Source organism: Alteromonas sp. PRIM-21 (assembly GCF_027563165.1).
Taxonomy (GTDB): Bacteria; Pseudomonadota; Gammaproteobacteria; order Enterobacterales; family Alteromonadaceae; genus Alteromonas; species Alteromonas macleodii_A.
In genome coordinates, this window is sequence record NZ_JADOEK010000010.1 from 38670 (window position 1) to 55443 (window position 16774).

Consider the following 16774-nt stretch of genomic DNA (forward strand, 5'->3'; position numbering starts at 1 on the left):
TGGTCAAAATGACTAACGCAACGATTTAGAAAGCGTGGGCTAAGGTATTTTTTGTTAGATAAAGTGCTAAAGGGAGGGGCAGCGGTACAGAAAACCGCGACGCCCTCCCTTAAGAGAGAAGGTGAAAAAGCAAAGAAAAAAGACTAAACAAAAAGATAAAGCACAGAGCACGGCCCTAGGACTTTTTGCCTTTAAATTTGGAAACCATTGTCACTACTAGCGCAATGATAACGCCAGCAACAATACCTACTACGCCATCTGCCAGTATAGACATAACCAATGATGCGCTTGGGATAAGTGTGGTAAACCAGTCGGTAAAAATATGTAGAAAGCCTATGCTGTGAGTAAGGATGCCGCCGCCCACTAAGAACATTGCCACCGTACCCACTACCGCAAGGGTTTTCATTAGCGCGGGCGCGGCAACTAACAATGCTCTGCCGATAAGTCGTTGAAGGGTGTTCATTGAGCCTGTTAGTGACTTACGAAGCATGTAAAGGCCCACATCGTCCATTTTAACCAAGCCCGCGACTAGTCCATATACGCCAAGTGTAATGGCTAAGCTTAGTGCCACTAACACACCAATTTGCGTTGTGAGCGTTGCATCTGTCACGGTACCTAACGCAATAACAATGATTTCAGCAGATAATATAAAGTCGGTGCGTATAGCGCCTTTGATTTTGTCTTGTTCAAAAGCCACCATATCAACATCGTCTTTAGAGAGCGCTTCAATTCGGGCTTCTCGTATTTCTTCCTCATCTTCATGGGGGAGATATTTATGAAGCAGTTTTTCAGCGCCTTCAAAACATAAATATAATCCGCCCAGCACCAATAACACGGTAATAAGTGAAGGTATGAAGGCACTTATGGCTAACGCTGCGGGAACCAAGATGGCCTTATTGATAAGCGAGCCTTTTGCAACAGCCCATACAACAGGCAGTTCTCTATCTGCTTTAACCCCTTGAACCTGATCGGCATTTACTGCTAAATCGTCACCTAAAACGCCCGCTGTTTTTTGTGCTGCGACTTTTGACATGGTTGCGATGTCATCCATTAACGTTGCAATATCATCAAGTAGGGCAAGTAAGTTAGCTGCGGCCACAGTGATTTTCCTTGTATTCGTTGTTATTAAGTGTGCTGTTTTTATATTTCACTAACATAGCAAATCGGCAAGCGATAAGTAGTTGCGGCATACAAAGAATACGCGCAGCATCTTACCTTTGGCAACTTATGAATAACGTGACATCAGAGAAAAAGGCAGGAGTCAGTGTGAGTAACGACAGAGAAATAGATGAAGCAACACAATTACCGTCGCTTTCAGTTCGTTCTTATGCCAGAAAAGCCTGTAGTCACGCACATCCTTTTTATCAGTTAGTATTGCCTGTAAACGGGCATATAGAAATAGCGCAAGACTATTTTACAGGCAGCGTTGGTGTAGGGGAGGGAGTGTGTATTGCGCCCCTCGAAGTACATAGCTTTAGTGCAAACGAAAATGCAAAGTTTGTGGTTGCCGACTTACGTTCAGTACCAGTACAGTTGCAAGACAAACACAACCCTATTTTCCAGGTTAATACCGCCCTTCAAGCTTTCTTAAGTTTTGTCGAAGTGCAGTTAACCAATTACGCTTTTTACGGGCACGATGAAATGACCGCGTTATTTCAGGTATTGCTGGCAAAAAGTGAGGTGGGCGCGGGAGCAGACAAGCGAATCACCCAAGTAATAAGCCATATACATGATGACTTAGGGGCATCGCATACGTTGCAGTTGCTTTCAGAGATGGCCTGTATGGGAACCACACAGTTCAAAACTCGGTTTAAACAAGCCACTGGGCTTAGCTTACGTGATTACCTAGTGAAGATAAGGATGGAGAAAGCCAAAGCGCTGCTTAGAAATACCGATACGCCTATGTCGAGCATAGCTCAAACCACGGGGTATGAAGACGTTGCGGCATTCAGCCGTCGTTTTAAAACGTATTTCGGGCAACCACCAAAGACTTTTAAGAGAAAGTAATACGCCTTGCTAAAGGGGAGCACTCGTTAGCTACGGACTACTATAAAAAAGCAAAGCAATAATCAACACGCCCTAGTTTCGATTTTCATCTTGGGGTAATTTTTTCACTCTGGCGTCTATAAAACGTTTGTGATCGTCCATTTTGGTGCATTCCAGGCTACCACCCGCAATTCCACTCAATATAGCCAAGGTTTTATTGGTCGTACTGCTACAGTTTACGCGCTTTGAAGGGCGTCGATTTTCTTTTGCTTGTATTTGCTGTGTGCTTGGCCCGCTTAATATAGGGCTGTTTTTTTGTTCTTGAAATTCTCTTGCTGCTTGTTTAGCGTCTTCAGCGAGTTTGTTGTTGTTATATTCTTCAAAATAGCGTGCAGCCCCGTCTTTAACCGATAGGTTTAACGAACCCGCCCGTCGATTTACATCATTGGAAAGACTCGAGGATGGCGGCGTTTTATCCGGCTTACTTTCAACCGGTGCTAGCTGTTCCTCAGTCGCTGGGTTTATCTCTTGGTGGGCTTCTACTTTTTCTGATGGTTTGGGTTTACTATCAGTCGCTTGCGGACTCTTAAACACATCAGGCTTAAGCTCGTTATTACGTGTTTCATTAAGGCGTTCAACCTGCTTATCTTCTGTCACTTGAGGTCGTGGCATGGGAGGGTAATACAGGCGAGCTTTTATCTCGGATGTTCGCTCCAAAATGTTTACACGTGCTTTTTGATCATCAATACTCAACTGAGAAAGTAAGACAACCAAAATCACCCCAAATACGTGTACACCTCCTGAAATTAATAGCGGCCGCCACGCCGTTTTTTTAGCAAGGGCATGGTGTTCGATGCTGCGTTCAGGCGCAAAGAAAGTAGGAGTGATAGTTGTCATAGTAAACAACAGACCATTCACGCTATCGAATAGTTCCATCCTAATTTCATCGCACTTTTTAGTCACCTTACCTCAGTAATTTCTTTTGCCGCTTCATTGTTGGGCAATTTTTAACTTGTGCACCATTAATGTGCATTATTTTTGTGCAAGGACCGCTTGTTTGTAGCTATATATATGATTTTTATATGGAAACATTTGTGGCATGGCTCTTGGTTTATCTTCCCGTAGTTGGAAACACGACCATAAATCACAGAATAACCAAAACAAACTGGGAGCAACTCATGAAACTAGTCACAGCGATCATCAAGCCGTTCAAGCTAGATGATGTTCGTGAAGCCATTTCAGAAATCGGTATCGACGGTCTGACCGTGACCGAAGTGAAGGGCTTTGGACGTCAAAAAGGACACACTGAACTTTACCGCGGAGCGGAATATCAGGTGGATTTTCTACCTAAAGTCAAACTGGAAATTGCTGTTCAGGATGATCAAGTAGAGCGCCTGGTAGAAGCCATCGTTGGCGCTGCCAAAACAGGCAAAATTGGAGACGGCAAGGTGTTTGTTTATGACCTTGAACACGCCGTTCGTATTCGAACTGGTGAGTCGGATAGCGACGCGCTGTAAGCCACAACGATATATTTGCGGAGAAAACCATAATGGAAATCACTTTTGAACTTGGGTATGCGCTAGATACCTTTTATTTTCTAATCTGCGGTGCACTGGTTATGTGGATGGCTGCAGGTTTTGCGATGCTTGAAGCTGGTCTAGTTCGAGCGAAAAACACCACAGAAATTCTAACTAAAAACGTGGCACTATTTGCAATTGCTTGCACCATGTACATGATTTGCGGCTACGGAATTATGTATGGCGGTGGCGACTGGGGTCCATTCCTAAGCGGTATCATGGGTGACGGCGCAACAGGTGTAGCTGAAGATCCAGCAACATACGCACCTTCTGCTGACTTCTTCTTCCAAGTCGTTTTTGTTGCTACAGCAATGTCTATCGTATCTGGTGCGGTTGCCGAGCGTATGAAGCTTTGGGCATTCCTAGCATTTGCAGTTGTTATGACAGGTTTCATCTATCCAATGGAAGGTGCTTGGACATGGGGCGGCGAAGCGGTATTCGGTATGTATACGCTTGGCGATTTAGGTTTCTCTGACTTTGCTGGCTCTGGTATTGTTCACATGGCTGGTGCGGCTGCGGCGCTTGCTGGCGTGCTTGTGCTTGGTGCGCGTAAAGGTAAATACACTGCAGACGGCAAAGTAAATGCTATCCCTGGTGCTAACCTGCCGCTGGCAACGTTAGGTACATTCATCCTTTGGATGGGTTGGTTTGGTTTTAACGGTGGTTCAGTACTGGCTACTGCAACTGTTGAAAGTGCAAACTCAGTAGCAATCGTATTTATGAACACGAATGCTGCAGCTGCAGGTGGTGCAATTGCTGCACTTATCGTTGCACGTATTCTATTCGGTAAAGCTGACCTAACTATGGTACTTAACGGTGCGCTAGCTGGTCTTGTGGCAATCACAGCCGAGCCATCTACACCAACGCCTCTTCAAGCTACTCTATTTGGTGGCCTAGGCGGTATCCTAGTAGTGCTTAGCATTGTTGCACTAGATAAACTTAAGATTGACGATCCAGTGGGCGCAATTTCAGTTCACGGTGTGGTTGGTCTACTAGGTCTAATCCTTGTACCTTTCACAAATGACGGTTCAAGCATCTCTGGTCAGCTAATTGGCGCCGCGACTATCTTTGTATGGGTATTCGTAGTAAGCCTAGTGGTATGGCTAGTGATTAAAGCGGTAATGGGTGTACGTGTGAGCGAAGAAGAAGAGTTCGACGGCGTAGACATGAGCGAGTGTGGTCTGGAAGCATACCCAGACTTTACAAGCGGCCGCTCGTAAGAGAGTCTCGATTAGGCAAATGAAATAACAATAATAATGCCTTATTACTTCGTTTAAGCCCCGCACTTGCGGGGCTTTTTTCGTTCAAAGTCATGTACTTTTTAGTTGCTATAAGACTAAAGAAAAGGCCCTAGGCGTAATGTGACAATAACGCTACACTATGTTTTAAAGGGTTTAGGCTAGATTTATCAACGGCAACGTTTTTGTAAAAGGATAGTTATGACTGTAAGTGTGCGACTACTACCTTTGATATTGGCTTTTTTCAGTATCAATTGTTTGGGCTATGACAGAATAACGGGGCAACCCTTCGCAAGTCGCTCAGAAGTTATTGCAAAGAACGGCATGGCGGCCACTAGCCAACCATTAGCCACGCAAGTAGCGTTGGATATTTTAAAACAAGGTGGTAGCGCGGTTGACGCAGCCATTGCGGCGAACGCCATGTTGGGGTTGGTTGAGCCAACAGGTAGCGGTATTGGCGGCGACTTATTTGCCATTGTGTGGGATGCAAAAGAAGAAAAGCTGGTAGGTTTAAATGCCTCTGGCCGATCGCCAAGACAGCTAACCAAAAAGGTCTTTGCTGAACGCGGTCTTCATCAAATACCCAAATTTGGTCCTCTGCCCGTATCTGTCCCTGGTGCTGTAGACGGTTGGTTTGCGCTACACGAGAAGTTTGGCAAACTGCCTATGTCAGCGTTGCTCACGCCATCTATCAAATATGCCCGTGAAGGCTTTCCGGTTTCCGAGGTCATTGCTTACTACTGGCAGATGAATCAAGAACGAATTGGCCATTACGATGGCTTTGCGGAGACCTTTCTTATCAATGGTAAGGTACCGCAGAAGGGTGACATTTTTAAAAACCCCGGGTTAGCCGTGACCTATGAAAAGATCGCAACTGGGGGGCGTGATGCCTTTTATAAAGGGGATATCGCCCGTACTATCGATGCTTATATGAAGTCCCAAGGGGGCTTTTTGTCATACCAGGATTTATCTTCACATACCTCTGAGTGGGTAGAGCCTGTTTCCGCTAACTACCGCGGCTACGATGTATGGGAGCTTCCGCCAAACGGACAAGGCATCGCAGCACTACAGATTCTTAATGTGCTAGAACGTTACGATATCGAAGGAATGGGGTTTAATTCAGCTGACTACATACATACCTTTGTTGAAGCCAAAAAGCTTGCCTTCGAAGACCGCGCTAAGTTCTACGCTGATCCAGATTTTAATGAGATTCCCGTCGATTGGCTGATTTCAAAAGAATATGCCGCTGAGCGCCAAAAGCTGATTGACAGCGAACGCGCTGCAAATCGTGTTGATGCGGGCATTTATGAAGGAGATACCATTTATCTTACCGTTGCTGATAAAGAGGGCAATATGGTGTCTTTGATTCAAAGCAACTACCGCGGCATGGGGTCAGGAATGACGCCGCCTGGACTTGGTTTTATTCTTCAAAATAGAGGCGAGATGTTTACGCTTGAAGAAGGGCACTTTAACGAGTACCGCCCAGGCAAGCGTCCTTTCCACACTATTATTCCTGCTTTCGTAACAAGAAATGGCAACCCCGTAATGAGCTTTGGGGTAATGGGCGGCGGGACACAGCCGCAAATGCACGCACAAATTATTGTGAATATTCTCGACTTCGGTATGAATTTACAAGAAGCGGGAGATGCTCCCCGCATACTACACAGTGGTTCAAGTAGCCCAACTGGGGCGCTTATGACCGATGGCGGCTATGTGAGCTTAGAGTCTGGCTTTAGTGAAACCGTTCAACGAGAGCTCATGGAGCGAGGGCATAAGCTACAGCGCGTTGTAGGCGCATTTGGCGGTTACCAAGCCATTGCTTGGGATGAGCAAAAAGGTGTCTATTTTGGCGCGTCAGAAACGCGAAAAGATGGACAAGCAGCGGGCTATTAAGCACACTAGAGTAAATATTAAGCGATAGACTATCTGCTCAATAAAACTTAGCTTCACTTGAAAAGGTTTTTAAGTTTGAAGTAGTTGCTACAATTGATAAAAAGGTTCGCAATACAAAGCGTGACGAATGTTCGTCGGCAGCGAAGCGTCATAGTAAGACGTTAATAACAAAAAGAGCGGCAATGACACAACCACAAAAAGGCCTCTGCGCTGAGCCCAACTTACATGCACAGTATTTGTTACTGAACGTAATTGACGATGATAGCCAAGCCGTGCGCGCAAAATTGTCTCGCGTGCTGGATATTTTTGAGCACTTCGAAAATGAGCATTACGAGGCTATGGTTACAGGAGTAGTAGCCATAGGTACTGGTTATTGGGCAGAAGTCTACCCGGGTTTGATACCCATTGAACTTGCCCCCTTTCCCGATATGCAATGCGAAGACCGAAGTGCGCCCACTATGCCTTGTGATCTCTTTATTCAAATTCGCGCTGATAGGCTAGATATCTGCCACGCCGTTGGCATTGAAGTGATGGACCTATTGCGCATTCACGTAGAGCTTGTTGAACAGATAAGAGGGTTTAGATATTTAGATGGGCGTGACCTCAATGGGTATCTTTATGGCGCGGATAACCCTCGCGGCATGAAGCGCAGAAAAGTGGGGATTATCGGAGAAGATGACCCTGATTTTAGCGGTGGCAGCTATGTTCACGTCCAACGTTATCGCCATGATTTAAGGCGCTGGAACAGCCTGTCTAGCCGTCAACAAGAACAGGTCATGGGCACAACGCAAGAGCATAACTTAGTCAGTAGTGAGCAGTCAGAGTCGTCACATAATGTCAGGGCAAGTACGGTGGCCCCTGATGGCGATGAACCAAGACTAATAAAGCAAGGCATGCCTTACGGCGATATGATTTCCCAAGGGTTATTCTTTGTAAGTTGTAGTGCGAGCGCGCGGCCTTTTAAACAAATGCTTCATAGTCAGATATACGGCAACGGAGAAGGCGACTACGACCGCTGGCTAGATTTCACCAGTGCCGAAACAGGTGCTGCTTTCTTTGCACCCTCTGTGACCTTTATTCGGCAACAAGCGAAGCTATCGGAAAACTAAGAGTGTTGAATTAACGCCCATCTTGATTAGAAGGTGGAATACTCCATCAGGATGTTAGTCGCTTGAAGGTGATAGCGCGATAAAGACTAAAGAACCAAAGCACCGTCCCAGTCAGGGGCAAGATCTAAGTTTTTGTAGATACGGCACACATCCAGGTGGTGATGTACAAGTGAATCATTGGGGCTTATTGCTAAGGCCGTTTCAAAGTATGCAATAGATTCATCCCATTGCTGATTGATTCTACATGCCAAACCCGCGGCTATTTTCGTTTGCACCGCAAGTTTCTTTTCCTGCTCTTTTTCTGGCAGGTGGCTGAGAATTTCGTATATCTCGATTGGCGCTTTTCGCCCTTTAACTCTAACCCAGTCAAGTAGGCGGGTTCTAAGAGAATCGTTAGGGCCGATAATTTGAAGCACCTGAGCACTCACAATAATGTCGGCTTGATACTTAGGCGTTAGGGCTTCTAGTCGAGAGGCTATATTTACACTATCGCCTATAACCGTGGTATCCATTCTATCTTCCGAGCCCACGGTTCCCATAATGACTTGGCCGAAATGAATACCTATCCCCATATTTATAGCTTCGTAATCGCAGTTTTTCCGATGTCCGTTATAAATCGTTAATGCCTTACGTAAATCTAATGCAGCTTGTACCGCATCCAATGCTTTTTCTTTAGGCGTGCCACCTTGATGGTCGAATAACGCCATGATGCCGTCACCCATAAATTTGTCGATAAAGCCTCGGTTTTGGTGAATAGGGTCATTCATTCGCGTGAAATACGAATTGAGGAAGTTCATTAGTTCTTGTGGAGTAATACGCTCGGAAAAACCTGCAAAGCCACGAATATCACAAAACATGATGGCAACATCGTTTTCAGCCGCATAGCCAAGCTCCAATGAATCTACATCGGTAGTTGCCATGTGCTCAACGAACTGGCGGGGTACAAATTTCTGGAAAGTTTGGGTAAGTTTTAAGGCTTCATCAGCAGCGGCCTGAAACCGGGCTTCGTCTGCAGCCTGCAGTGTTGCTTCATACTTACTCGTGTTGCGGGATAGGGCCGTTCTAAGTCGATACTTGAAGCGCCTGCTTCGCCTTACATAAAGAATACTGATAACAGTGCTATAAACAGTAAGTGCAACAAGCGCGCTTATTTGCCAGTCCATTGTTAATCACACCTTTTAATTTCCTACAGAAAAACAGCAAAAATGCGGTCAATAATTATGCTGCCAAGAAAGTATAAAGGATAATTCGGCGTTAACACATTACTTTTAATTACATTTACAAAAAGTGTTAGCGCCGATTTTTAATTAACGGTAAGGGGCAATTAACTTATAGGGTTGAGAACACTTTATCTGCCGCAGCCAATGTTTTTTCAATGACCTCAGCATCGTGTGCTTTCGAGACAAAACCTGCTTCATAGGAAGCGGGAGCCAAATAAACACCTTGTTCTAACATACCGTGATAAAACTTATTGAATTGCTCGGTATTACAGTTAATCGCCTGCTTGTAGTTAGTGACTTTCTCTACGTCTGTAAAGAATATCCCAAACATACTGCCAGCAATATTAGTAGTTAGGCTAATATTGTGTTTGTCTGCTAGTGCCTGAAATCCATCAACGAGTTTTTGTGTATTCTCAAAGATAGAATCGTAAAGACCAGGCTGTTTGATTTGGGTTAACGCAGCAAGTCCTGCCGCCATAGCCACAGGGTTACCCGAAAGTGTACCGGCTTGGTAGATAGGGCCGGTTGGAGCAATATGAGTAATGATGTCGCGGCGACCACCGAAACAGCCCACAGGCATACCGCCACCGATAACTTTACCCAAGCAAGTTAGGTCTGGTTTAACCTTGTAGCGTTCTTGTGCTCCGCCGCGAGATACGCGGAACCCTGTCATTACTTCATCAAAAATGAGTACGCTGCCGTACTCATCGCAGATAGCGCGAAGCCCTTCAAGGAAACCTTCCACCGGTGGGATACAGTTCATGTTGCCAGCGACTGGCTCAACAATAATACACGCAATATCATCGCCGTGGGCTTCAAAAATTTCTTTTACGCTATCTAGGTTATTGTATTCAACCGTTAGCGTATGCTCGGCTACGTTGGAAGGTACGCCCGGAGAGCTAGGCACACCAAGGGTTAATGCGCCAGAGCCTGCTTTCACTAAAAGTGAATCGGCATGACCGTGATAGCAGCCTTCAAACTTAACGATTTTGTTGCGGCTAGTGTAGCCGCGAGCTAGTCGAATGGCTGACATGGTGGCTTCTGTGCCAGAGTTAACCATGCGTACCATCTCCATAGATGGCACCAACTCGCTAACAAGTTCGGCCATGATCACTTCTGCTTCGGTTGGCGCACCGAATGAAAGGCCGCTGTATGATGCTTCAATCACTGCTTCGCGGATTTTTTCATTGTTATGACCTAGTACCATCGGCCCCCAAGACTGGATGTAGTCAATATATTGCTTACCATCCGCATCCCACATATAAGCGCCATCAGCTTTGGTAATGAAGCGGGGTGTGCCGCCTACGGCTTTAAATGCGCGAACAGGTGAGTTTACGCCACCAGGAATGGTTTTTTGGGCGCGGGTAAATAGGGCTTCAGATTTTTGCATGTAATTACTTACTCTTATTGCTGTACCAAACGACATCGCGCTCGTACTTGGTCAGAAGGTTTTCTACACCAAGCGTTAGCGCAAACAGGGCCATCCTTACAAGCACACCATTGTCGGTTTGCCTAAAGATAGCGAGGTTTGGGTTAAGGTTTAGATCGTTATCTAATTCGTTGGCTTCCATACGTGAGTCACGAGGAAGTGGATGCATAATAACGGTCTTCGACTGAAAGTGTTTTGTGTAAATCGACTGATTTAAGCGGAACTTACCTCGATATTTGTTCGCTTCTTCTTGAGAAGGGAAGCGCTCTTCTTGAATGCGAGTCTGGTAGCATATATCCGCATCCATATTTCCTTCGAGCGTATCGGTAATAGTAAGCTGGTGTCCAGCGTTCTCAATTGCATCAATAACTGGCTGAGGCATGGCCAGCTCTTTCGGGGATATCAGCGTGAAACGAATATTCTTAAACAGGCATAATAGGCGTGATAAAGAGTGTACCGTTCGGCCGTATCGCAGATCGCCAATCATTGCGATGTGTAATCCATCAACACCGTGACCGTTGTACTCAAGTTCACGTTTAATGGTAAATAGGTCTAACAGTGCTTGTGTGGGATGTTCGTTTGCGCCGTCTCCCCCATTAATTACAGGCACTCGACTACCTTCTGCAAACTCAGCGACGGAGCCGGCTGCAGGGTGTCGCATGGCGATAATATCAGAATAGCCGCTGAGCACTCGGGCAGTATCATAAAGTGATTCGCCTTTAGCAAGTGCAGAGCTAGACATGCCTGTAGTTTCTCTTACTTCGCCGCCTAGAAGGTTAAAAGCGGTGCCAAAGCTCACGCGGGTACGCGTACTTGGTTCGAAGAAAAGGTTTCCGAGAATAGCGCCGTCTAGTACGGTAGTGCGCTTTTGCCGCTTCGCATAAGGCTTCATGGAATTGGCGACTGAGAAGACTTTCTCAATGGCCTCGCGATCAAATTGATTAACCGAAAGAATGTGGTTACCCGTAAAGTCAGACATGCGCTTCTCAATCATCAACGAAAACGCCGCTAGTTTATAATACCGAAGGTGTTAAGTCATTAGGCCAAGGTTAATCTTGCTTTACGTTTTTGCCGGTTTGACCACATGGTTAAATGGTATTTGTGCTGTGTGAAATGGCCCGAACAATGTTCAGCTTTCACCACTTTGCTGCGTGTAATGAGTAAAAAGCAGCAGAATTTTTTCAGCGGCGCAATCAACATGCGCTGTGATTTCGTCGTCTGTCAGTGGAGACTGTATGCCGCATAACATCATGGTGTGGTACTCACCTTTAAGTAGTGCGCAATAATCCACGGCTAGCTGCTGCGCAACATCAGCACTTAAGCTACCTTGTCCAAATTTCTCTATCACTGTGCTAAGTGTGGCGAGTGATGCCTCAGGACCGGCTTGATAAAACAAGGTGGCTACGTGGGGGCTATTTACTGCTTCGGCAATAATGACGCGAAATATAGCGATAGCTTCAGGGTCTTGTAATAGACGAACAAACTGACACCCCACTTTTTGCAAGCATTCAAACAGTGAAAGCGAGCCTAAGGAGGCGTCAATAAGCTGCTGAGTGTCGAGTTGATAAGAACGGCATTTGGAAGAGATTGCGGCTTTAAACAGAGCATCTTTACTCTCAAAATGAGAGTAAACCGTTTGTTTAGACACTCCAGAGGCCTTAGCCACGGTGTCCATTGACGTACTAGCAAACCCTTCTTTTAAAAACAGGCAAGACGCAGCGTGTAATATAAGATGATATTTTTCTTCACTTTTGGGACGGCCTTGCTTTTTGATGGTAGCCACGTACGTTCTCACTTTATTGCAGAATTTTTAAATATCAAACTGGACGGTCTAGTATTTATATACTAGCATAGCACAATAAGTATGCAAATATAGCCTAAAGCACACGCTGAATTGGTTAAAGGAACTGTTATGACTGCTGCAAATACACCGTCTAAAAGTGGCAAATTCACGTTACTTATTTCAATTGCCGTTTTTACAGCAGCACTGGTGGTATTACTGATGACTGCTGGTTTGGGGAACGCAACGCAAACGCCGGAGGCAAGACTACCCGTCGCGGTATCAACAGGTACGGTCACCATTCAATCAGGTTTTGAAACGCCTATTAACGTATTTGGTTTAGTTGAATCACCTAAGGCCACATCTTTATCCTTTGATGTCGCTGGTCAAGTTACCCGAATGCTTGTAGAAGAAGGCGATGTAGTCAGTCAAGGCGATATACTTGCTCACCAAGATTTGCAGCGCCTAAATGCACGAAAGCGAGAGCTACAAGCAGCGCTTGAGCGAGCAAATGCTGACCTTGCACTTGCTAAAGTTAACAGTGATAGAACCACCTCATTGGTAAAGAGAAAGCTAGAGTCAGCACAACGACTGGATGAAGCAAAAGCGAATTTAAACGTAGCGAAAGCGCAGGTTAGCGAAATGCAGGCTGCGCTCGAATCTCTCAATGTAGAGATAGCAAAAACTACGCTCGTTTCGCCTTTTGATGGTGTTGTTAATCGCCGATTTTTTGATGAAGGCAGTGTGGTGAGTGCAGGAAGCCCTGTATTTGGCATTACAAGTATCGACAATTATCAAGCCCGCTTTGCGGTACCTGCTGACGTCGTAGAGCAGTTTGATGTTAATGAACCTGTGCTTGTGCGTGTTGGCGACATTGACGTTGCGGGTACGGTATCTCAGCGCCTTCCCACACGTAACGTGCAGACTCGAACCGTAGATATTCTGGTCACACTTAATAGTAACGAACAGGTTCGTCCTGGCGATATGGCAATCCTGTCTGCCTTCCGCTCTCATTCTGAAACAGGTGCTTGGCTTCCTGTAAACGCGCTAAGTAATGGCCTTAGAGGCTTGTGGCGTGTTTTTGTTTTATCCAGTGAGTCAAACACCACCATAGAAGCACGTGTTGTCGAGGTGGTATATACCGACGGTAAAAAAGCGTTTGTTCGCGGCGCGCTCAAAAACGGTGATGTTTATGTTAAAGAGGGCACCCATAAATTAGCGCCAGGGCAAATGGTAGCTATACCCAGTGAACAACATGCTGGGGCCCGTTAATGAAGTCATTTAACTTCGATACCGATAAACCCTACCCGTGGTACACGCTTTTTTATCGTCGGGGTCACTTGCTGGTTTTGAGTCTATTGATTTTGATTACCGCAGGGTTATCAGCTTTGGGCTCATTACCACGAATAGAAGACCCTCGAATTGATACAAGAAACGCGCTAATTATTACCCAGTATCCTGGCGCATCAGCCGAGCGAGTTGAAGCCTTAGTCAGCGACGTACTTGAAGATAGGTTAAGGGAAATATTTGAGATTAAGGAAGTGAAATCTACCTCTCGTGCAGGGATTTCCATCATACTGATTGAAACACAGGACTGGATAGACAACACAAGTAACGAACAGCTATTTAGTGAGATCCGCGATGCAATAGGTGCTGCCGCTGAGTCATTTCCAGAAGGCGCAATGGCGCCGATATTTGATGAAAAACGCGGCGCGACTGCCTTTACCTTGTTGCTTTCTGTGCGCGCTGAACACTTTGATAATACACCTATCACGCTCACCGCTCGTTTGGCTCAAGAACTTACCGACCGACTTCGCAATGTTAACGGTACTGAGTTAGTGCGTGTATACGGCGCACCGCAGGAAGAAATTAGTGTCAACATAGACCCTATCAAGCTAGCTGCTACAGGCCTTACATTGCAGCAGGTCAGCAATACCATCAGTCGTGCTGATCCCAAATTGCCTGCAGGTATACTGAATACCGAACAAAGTAACCTGCGCTTTACGGTGGGAGAGGGCTTAAATGGTGTAAACATGATAGCGTCTATTCCTCTTGTTAATGAACAAGGGCGCTATTTGAGAGTCGAAGATGTTGCGTCGGTAGAACGCAGTTACACCACTCCACGAAGCGAAATAGCCTTTTTAAATGGTGAAGAGTCTATCTTTGTAGCCGCCCGCATGCAGCCGTCATTGCGTTCTGACGTATGGACGAAAAATGCATTAGCGGTGGTAGAGCAGTTTAATAAAGATTTCAGCGGCACCTTAACCGCGACAGTGGCATTTGAGCAAAATGAATATACTGCTACGCGCCTTGCCGACCTATCGATGAACTTATTGATGGGGTGTGCCGTTGTCATGATGGTTATTCTACTTTTCATGGGGTTTCGCGCAGCATGGATTGTGGGGTTAGCACTGCCATTGTGCGCCGCTTTTGCGCTGTTTTCATTGAGCTTTTACAACGAGCAAATACACCAAATGTCAATCTTCGGCATGATCATCGCCATCGGCCTGCTTATTGATAACGCTATCGTAATTACCGATGAAATACGGATTAACTTACAAGACCCTAACCTAACGCGGGTAGGGGCTATGGCAAAAAGTGTTTCTCACTTATTTGCGCCACTTTTAGCTTCAACACTTACGACTATTCTTGGCTTTATGCCTATCTTTCTTCTTGATGGAAATATAGGTGATTTCGTAGGGCCAATAGCGATAAGCGTGGTCATGGCGCTCATTGGCTCTTTATTTATTTCACTGACTATTATTGCCGCGCTAGCCGCAAGATTTTTACCAAAGCACGATGATGCTTCGCAAAGTAAAGCCGTATCCAATTCGTGGTGGAAAGTTGGTCTTCAAGCGCCGCAGTTAAGCCTAGCTTTTAAAAGGCAGTTAGGTCGTTGGATAAAACAGCCCATTCTCGTGCTACCGGCTGTTGCTATACTTTGCCTGTCTGGCTTTGTGCTGTCTTCGACACTGGCCAATGTGTTCTTCCCAAGCGCAGATAGAGACCAGTTCGAAGTTTATCTGTGGACGAAAGAAGGAAGCAGCATTGACAACACCACCCATTACGTTAAAGAAATTGATGCCGCTATTCGCTTAGAGCAAGGTGTGAAGCAGGTTAGCTGGTTGGTGGGCGGCTCTGCCCCTTCGGTGTATTACAATCAAATGATGACCCGCGACAACATGCCTTATTTCGCCAATGCCGTGGTTTCTACCCACACGGTAGAAGAGGCGGCAGCGTTGGTGGGCGAGTTACAACATTCTCTTGATAGCGAGTACCCAGAGGTACAAATTGTAGTACGGGCGTTTGGACAAGGTCCACCCATTGCCGCGCCTGTAGAAGTCGAAATATTTGGCCCAGATCTTAATATACTGAATGACCTAGGCGATAAAGTTCGTATGTTGATGTCACAAGTTGACGGCATATCTCAGTCCATCACCAGTATCTCTATGGGCGAGCCTGAACTTAAAATCAATGCCGATAGTGATAACTTATCTTACCTTGGCCTAACCCTTTCTGAGCTTGCTAATCAAATGCAGGTTAACTTCTCGGGGATCACCGGTGGCTCGGTACTAGAGAGCACAGAAGAAATTCCGGTTAGAGTTAGGCTGGATGAGACTTACAGACAAAACGTCACTAGTGTGGATGCTATGCCAATACCTGTTGCGGGTGATAATGCAATCTCGTGGTCACCACTGGCCGCGGTTACTAATTTAACGCTACAGCCTGCAACTAGCAGCATTACCCGTGTTGACGGAGAAAGGCTTAACCGCATTCAGGCGTTTTTATTACCTGGCGTACCGGCCGTTGATGCCAGTAATCAGTTAAGAGACTTGCTTGACAGCCAACTTGAACTACCCGAGGGCTATAGAATTCACTTGGCGGGTGATGCAGATGAACAGCAGCAGGCACTAGGTAAACTTGCTACTTATGCACCTGTTTTATTAGTTCTTATGATAACTACGCTTATACTGACATTCACAAGTTTGCGTATGGCAGGTGTTATTGCCCTAGTCGCGATACTTTCGGTGGGGTTGGGAATGTTTAGTTTGTGGATCTCAGGCTTGCCAGTAGGATTTAACCCTTTACTTGGCTGTGCAGGGCTTATTGGTGTTGCAATCAATGGTTCGATAGTGGTCATTGCTGCAATCAATGCTAATCCCAAAGCAAAGCAAGGCGATACCAAGGCCATTGTTGAAGAAACCATGAGTTGTAGCCGCCACATATTATCGACAACCTTTACAACGGTGGGCGGTTTAATTCCACTGTTGTTGTTCAGTGAAGGAAGCTTCTGGCCGCCATTGGCTGTAGTGCTCGCAGGTGGAGTTGGTTTTTCGGTTATCTTGTCGTTAGTATTTACGCCAACTATAGTGGCGGCATTTCAACGATATCGTTATAGAAACCATACATTAGCTTAATTTTGCGGTTAAACTATCCCTTTCTAATGAGCGTATAATAAGGGTGTATCAGCGTATGCGAAAATCTTATCCAATATTGCGCTGGTGGCAGACTGACTGCGTGAAATGTAAACGGGTCAGACTC

The 16774-nt window shown here is 45.8% G+C and carries 13 protein-coding genes; 7 read left to right on the top strand and 6 right to left on the bottom strand.

The window, feature by feature from the left end; genetic code table 11:
- Positions 1 to 175: 175 nt before the first annotated feature.
- Complete coding sequence (locus IW644_RS14225) at positions 176 to 1099, bottom strand: DUF808 domain-containing protein (RefSeq protein ID WP_269918150.1); 924 nt, start codon at positions 1097 to 1099, stop codon at positions 176 to 178.
- Between the two features lie 167 nt (positions 1100 to 1266).
- Between IW644_RS14225 and IW644_RS14230 the strand changes: the two genes are divergently transcribed.
- Positions 1267 to 2007: an AraC family transcriptional regulator gene (locus tag IW644_RS14230; RefSeq protein WP_269918151.1), complete on the top strand. Its 741-nt coding sequence runs from the start codon at positions 1267 to 1269 to the stop codon at positions 2005 to 2007.
- Between the two features lie 72 nt (positions 2008 to 2079).
- Here the strand turns inward: IW644_RS14230 and IW644_RS14235 are convergent, their stop codons facing one another.
- The gene (locus IW644_RS14235) at positions 2080 to 2922 is read right to left on the bottom strand and encodes a hypothetical protein (protein ID WP_269918152.1); all 843 of its coding nucleotides are present in this window, start codon (positions 2920 to 2922) and stop codon (positions 2080 to 2082) included.
- Positions 2923 to 3164: 242 nt separating this feature from the next.
- Between IW644_RS14235 and glnK the strand changes: the two genes are divergently transcribed.
- The 4 genes from glnK to IW644_RS14255 all read left to right on the top strand — a co-directional run bounded on the left by glnK (position 3165) and on the right by IW644_RS14255 (position 7803).
- Entirely contained in the window at positions 3165 to 3503 is a 339-nt protein-coding gene (gene glnK, locus IW644_RS14240) for a P-II family nitrogen regulator (RefSeq protein ID WP_012516988.1), read from the top strand.
- A 32-nt stretch (positions 3504 to 3535) separates the two neighbouring features.
- Positions 3536 to 4783: an ammonium transporter gene (locus IW644_RS14245; protein WP_118490503.1), complete on the top strand. Its 1248-nt coding sequence runs from the start codon at positions 3536 to 3538 to the stop codon at positions 4781 to 4783.
- Positions 4784 to 5002: 219 nt separating this feature from the next.
- Positions 5003 to 6694, top strand: a complete 1692-nt coding sequence (gene ggt, locus IW644_RS14250; RefSeq protein ID WP_179982137.1) for a gamma-glutamyltransferase — start codon at positions 5003 to 5005, stop codon at positions 6692 to 6694.
- A gap of 182 nt (positions 6695 to 6876) precedes the next feature.
- Complete coding sequence (locus IW644_RS14255) at positions 6877 to 7803, top strand: Dyp-type peroxidase (RefSeq protein WP_179982138.1); 927 nt, start codon at positions 6877 to 6879, stop codon at positions 7801 to 7803.
- Positions 7804 to 7889: 86 nt separating this feature from the next.
- On the opposite strand, the gene IW644_RS14260 is transcribed toward IW644_RS14255, so the two are convergent.
- The 4 genes from IW644_RS14260 to IW644_RS14275 form a co-directional block, all read right to left on the bottom strand.
- Positions 7890 to 8966, bottom strand: a complete 1077-nt coding sequence (locus tag IW644_RS14260) for an adenylate/guanylate cyclase domain-containing protein (RefSeq protein WP_269918153.1) — start codon at positions 8964 to 8966, stop codon at positions 7890 to 7892.
- Between the two features lie 166 nt (positions 8967 to 9132).
- Entirely contained in the window at positions 9133 to 10413 is a 1281-nt protein-coding gene (hemL, locus tag IW644_RS14265) for a glutamate-1-semialdehyde 2,1-aminomutase (RefSeq protein ID WP_269918154.1), read from the bottom strand.
- 4 nt (positions 10414 to 10417) lie between these two features.
- Positions 10418 to 11431: an aspartate carbamoyltransferase gene (locus IW644_RS14270; protein ID WP_269918155.1), complete on the bottom strand. Its 1014-nt coding sequence runs from the start codon at positions 11429 to 11431 to the stop codon at positions 10418 to 10420.
- 150 nt (positions 11432 to 11581) lie between these two features.
- The gene (locus tag IW644_RS14275; RefSeq protein WP_269918156.1) at positions 11582 to 12235 is read right to left on the bottom strand and encodes a TetR/AcrR family transcriptional regulator; all 654 of its coding nucleotides are present in this window, start codon (positions 12233 to 12235) and stop codon (positions 11582 to 11584) included.
- Positions 12236 to 12364: 129 nt separating this feature from the next.
- On the opposite strand from IW644_RS14275, the gene IW644_RS14280 reads away from it, so the two are divergent.
- Positions 12365 to 13504: an efflux RND transporter periplasmic adaptor subunit gene (locus IW644_RS14280; protein ID WP_269918157.1), complete on the top strand. Its 1140-nt coding sequence runs from the start codon at positions 12365 to 12367 to the stop codon at positions 13502 to 13504.
- On the top strand, positions 13504 to 16650 hold the full coding sequence (locus tag IW644_RS14285; RefSeq protein WP_269918158.1) for an efflux RND transporter permease subunit: 3147 nt from the start codon (positions 13504 to 13506) through the stop codon (positions 16648 to 16650). Before IW644_RS14280 ends, IW644_RS14285 begins: the two co-directional genes overlap by 1 nt.
- Positions 16651 to 16774 lie beyond the last annotated feature (124 nt).